The sequence below is a fragment of the Kitasatospora sp. NPDC054768 genome (assembly GCF_053612025.1).
The window spans coordinates 1-4,575 of sequence record NZ_JBSHBN010000153.1; the positions used below are offsets into that span (position 1 = coordinate 1).

The 4,575-nt window shown below is 73.9% G+C and carries 4 protein-coding genes; all 4 read left to right on the top strand.

Annotated elements, in window-relative coordinates:
• The coding region (locus tag ACWGKU_RS32700; RefSeq protein ID WP_452191665.1) for a transglycosylase SLT domain-containing protein at positions 1 to 531 on the top strand (531 nt) is incomplete at its 5' end.
• Positions 532 to 622: 91 nt separating this feature from the next.
• On the top strand, positions 623 to 1,723 hold the full coding sequence (locus ACWGKU_RS32705) for a calcium:proton antiporter (RefSeq protein WP_452180270.1): 1,101 nt from the start codon (positions 623 to 625) through the stop codon (positions 1,721 to 1,723).
• Positions 1,724 to 2,306: 583 nt separating this feature from the next.
• Positions 2,307 to 3,632, top strand: a complete 1,326-nt coding sequence (locus tag ACWGKU_RS32710) for a geranylgeranyl reductase family protein (RefSeq protein ID WP_452180269.1) — start codon at positions 2,307 to 2,309, stop codon at positions 3,630 to 3,632.
• Between the two features lie 251 nt (positions 3,633 to 3,883).
• Positions 3,884 to 4,540: a TNT domain-containing protein gene (locus tag ACWGKU_RS32715; protein ID WP_401053686.1), complete on the top strand. Its 657-nt coding sequence runs from the start codon at positions 3,884 to 3,886 to the stop codon at positions 4,538 to 4,540.
• The last annotated feature ends 35 nt before the right edge of the window (positions 4,541 to 4,575 follow it).

The following is a 4,575-nucleotide window of genomic DNA, read 5'->3' on the forward strand; positions in this document are numbered from 1 at the left end:
GTCCTCGCCCTGACCGGCGGACCGGAGCCGGGCGGGCCGGGCGCCGCCCGGCGCGCGGTGCCCCCGCTGCCCGGTGCGATCCCGGCCGGCTCGGACGTCCCGGTGGCCTACCGGGGAATGATCGAGACCGCGGCGCGGCGCTGCCCCGAGCCGGAGGTCACCCCGGTGCTGCTGGCCGCCATGCTGAAGGCCGAGAGCGGCTTCGACCCGAACGCGGCCCGCCCGGGGACCGGCGAGTACGGCATCGCGATGTGGACGCCCTCGGTCTTCGAGGCCTGGGGCAAGGCCGCCACCCACCCCGGAGCCACGTCGTACTGGGACCCGGGCGACGCGATCGCCGCGATGGGCAACTACGTCTGCTGGCTCGACCAGCAGATAAAGCACCGCGGCCTGACCCGCGACCTGCCCGCCCTGGTCGCGGCGGCCTACCGCACCAGTGACAAGAGCGTGGTGGCCGCCGGGGGCGTGCCGGAACGGGTTCGACCACATGTCGACAAAGTGCTTCAGTACCTTGGTGGCTACGGAGGGTGACGCCGCGAAATGGGATGAGTTATGCCACATCCCTACGAATCCCGGCGCGGGCACCCGGGTGACGGGCCTCCGGTCTGGGATCCTCGGCGGCATGATCACGAAGCTCCGCGCGGCCGTCGCGCAATGGACCGTCGTCGTTCCGGTGGTGTCGTTCCTCGTCCTCGTCCTGACCTGGCACAAGGAACTGCCCGGCTGGGTGGTGGCGGTGGTCGCCTGCTTCCTGGTGGGCGCCGTGCTGTCCGCCGTGCACCACGCCGAGGTCATCGCGCACTGGTCGGGGGAGCCGTTCGGGTCGCTGGTCCTCGCGGTGGCGGTCACCGTGATCGAGGTCGCGCTGATCGTGACGCTGATGGCCGACGGCGGGGACAAGTCCTCCACACTGGCCCGGGACACCGTCTTCGCCGCCGTGATGATCACCTGCAACGGCATCCTCGGACTGTCCATCCTGGTCGCCGCCGTCAAGTACCGGACCGCCGTGTTCAACGCCGAGGGCACCGGCGCCGCGGTCGCCTGCATCGCCACCCTCGCGACCCTCAGTCTCGTGCTGCCGACCTTCACCACCAGCTCGCCCGGCCCGCAGTTCTCCACCACCCAGCTCACCTTCGCGGCCACCGCCTCGCTGGTGGTGTACGGGCTGTTCGTGGCCACCCAGACCGTCCGGCACCGGGACTACTTCCTGCCCGTCACCCCCGAGGGCCGGGTGCTGGACGAGGAGGAGCACGCCTCCCCGCCGACCGTCCGGGCCGCCGGGGTCAGCCTGCTGCTGCTCGCCGTCGCCCTGGTGGCGGTGGTGGGCCTGGCCAAGGGCGTGTCGCCGACCATCGAGAAGGCGGTGGACGACGCCGGGCTCCCGCACGCGGTCGTCGGCGTGGTGATCGCCCTGATGGTGCTGCTGCCGGAGACCATCGCGGCGCTGCGCGCGGCCGTCCGCAACCGGGTGCAGACCAGCCTCAACCTCGCCCTCGGCTCGGCGCTCGCCAGCATCGGCCTGACCATCCCGGCGGTCGCGATCGCCTCCAGCTGGCTCTCCGGCCCCCTCGTCCTCGGCCTCGACCCGGCGCACATGGTGCTGATGACCCTGACGATCATGCTGCTCACCCTCACGGTCATCCCGCGCCGGGCGACCCCGCTCCAGGGCGCGGTGCACCTGGCGGTGCTGGCGGGGTACGTGGTGCTGGCGTTGAACCCGTGAGGGCCCGCCGTCCGTAGTCCGGAGTGGAAGCCCCTGGCCCGTTCCCCCGTGCGGCCAGGGGCTTCCGGCGTTCCCGGGCCCGGTGTGGCTCGTGTGGCCGGCGGGGCCGATGGGGCCGTGGGTGAACCCGGGGAGCGGCGGCGGCCGTGGTACCGGGTGAGGGCCCCTGGTCCGCCCCCGTGGCCGGGGACCCTCGTCGAATCCGGTGCGACCGCCGGTGAACCCCCTGACCAGGGGGTGCGCACCGTGGAACGACAAGGAGCCCCTGGTCCCGCAGCTGCTCGCGGGCCGGGGGCTCAGTGGCGCCTCGGCCCGGCCGCGGCGCCCCGCAGGGACTCGATCACCCGCTTGTCATGGTGCCGGGTGTCGCCGAGCGGCACGAGCGGCCCGAGTTGTCGACTCCGCTCCCCGGTCCGGTGGGTGAACCCGGACGGCCGTGGTGGCCGGTATTGACCGGTTCCCGGCGGCGGCCTGCGTGTCGGGGCGGCGGGCGGGTACCGGGGTTCTCTATCGTCCCGTCCGGAACCGCCCAGTCCGAGGAATCCGTCGCGAGTACAGCCGATCCGACCCGTGGGAGAGTGCGATGCCCGGCCCAGAGCAGACCGTCCGGCCCGAGGAGACCGACAGGGACGAGGAGGCCGTCCGGGCCGCGGAGAGCGCCGACGTCATCGTGGTCGGCGCCGGACCGGCGGGCTCCACCGCCGCCGCCCACCTCGCCCGGACCGGGCTGGACGTCCTGCTGCTGGAGAAGTCCGCCTTCCCGCGCGAGAAGGTCTGCGGCGACGGCCTCACCCCGCGCGCCGTCAAGCAGCTGACCGACCTCGGCATCGACGTCTCCGAGGGAGCCGGCTGGCTGCACAACCGGGGCCTGCGGCTGATCTCCGGGCGCCGCTCGCTGGAGTTCGACTGGCCCGAGCTCTCCGCCTACCCCGGGTACGGACTGGTCCGGCGCCGTGCCGACTTCGACGAACTGCTCGCCCGCAAGGCCGCCTCGGCCGGTGCCCGGCTGGTCGAACGCGTCACTGTGACGGGCCCGCTGCTGGACGAGCGGACCGGCCGGATCACCGGCGTCACCGCCAGGTCGGGGGAGGAGCGCCGGCCGGTCGCCTACCGGGCCCCGGTCGTGGTCGCCGCCGACGGCAACTCCACCCGGCTGTCGGTGGCGATGAAGCGCCACCGCCGTACCGACCGCGCGATGGGCGTCGCGTACCGGACGTACTTCACCACCCCGCGCCACGACGACCGCTACCTGGAGGCCTGGCTCGACCTGCGCGACCCCGACGACCCGGCCCGGGGCCTGCTGCCCGGCTACGCCTGGGTGTTCGGCATGGGCGACGGCACCGCCAACGTCGGCCTCGGGGTCCTCGACACCACCGGGACCGAGGTGGACTGGCGGGAACTGCTGCGCCGCTGGTGCGACGGCCTGCCCCCGGGGTACGGCTACACCCCCGACGGGGTCACCGAGCCGATCCGCGGCGCCGCCCTGCCGATGGGCCTCAACCGCCGGCCCCACTACGCCGACGGCCTGCTGCTGGTCGGCGACGCGGGCGGCACGGTCAGCCCGGGCACCGGCGAGGGCATCGCCTACGCGATGGAGTCCGGCCGGTTCGCCGCCGAGGCCGTCGTCCAGGCCCTCGCCCGCCGCACCGACCGCGGCCGCGAACTCGCCCTGCGCGCCTACCCGCAGGCGCTGCGCTCCGCGTACGCCGGCTACTTCGCGCTCGGCCGCCTGGCCGCCGACCTGCTGGGCCGCCCGAAGCTGCTCGGCGCGGCCGGGGCCGCCGGGCTGGGCCACCCGGCGCTGCTGAAGGTGGCGTTCCGGCTGATGGTCAACCTGACCGAGCCGAACTCCAAGGACGCCCTCGACCGGCTGCTCCACCTGCTCGGGCGGGTCGCCCCGGGAAAGTGACCCGGGAAAGTGACCCGGGGAAGTGACCCGGGGAAGTGACCCGGTGGCGCCGGACCGTTCATCCTCCTGGACGGGCGGCCCCGCTGTCCCGGGTTCGGCCTAATCCGCGCAGTCGAACGGGCAGTCGTACGGGTCATATTGACGAATGATCAGAAGATCCGATTGCCTGGTGTCGAACCAGCCACGGAGGGTGAGCACAACGCCCCTCCGTGGCTCCCCTTTCGACCGCTGACCCGTTCGACGGAGACACCGTGCGCCTTCGCCTTCGCCTGCTCGTCGCGCCGCTCGCCGCGGCCGCCGCCCTCACCGCCGTGAGCACCCCCGCCGCCCTCGCGGCCCCGGCGGCCACCCCCTCCGACCAGTGCTCCGCCGCCTTCCGCCACGACGACGCCCGCCTCGGCCCCGCCGACCTCCCGACCACCGGCCCGGTCGGCCGCCAGCTCGCCGGCTACCAGCGCACCGGCGGCGCGAGCGACCAGGCCTTCCTGGCCCAGTACTACGACCCGGCCGGCAACGGCGGCAAGGGCGGCTGGATCTACCCGCCGGCCGACGGCTACGTCACCCTGCCCGACGGCAGCCCGATCGAGTTCGACCTCACGCTGTACCCGAACCAGAACATCGACCGCTACGGCAGCGAGTACGGCGCCTACCTCGCCCCCGAGGGCCTGCCCTACGCCAACCGCGCGCTCCCGCCGCAGAGCCTGGACAGCAACCCGCCGGCCGCCTGCAACTACCACGACTACAAGGTGGTCAAGGCCTTCACGGTGCACGCCGGCCCGATCGCGCCGTGGTTCAACCAGCCCGGCTGGGGCCTCCAGTACCAGCTCGACGGCGCCCTGCTGCCCGGCGGCCCGGCCAGGCCGAACGTGCTCTGGCTGGTCGAGAACGGCTACCTGGCCCGGATCTGACCCCGCTCCGGGCCCGCGGCCGCTCCGACCCGGAC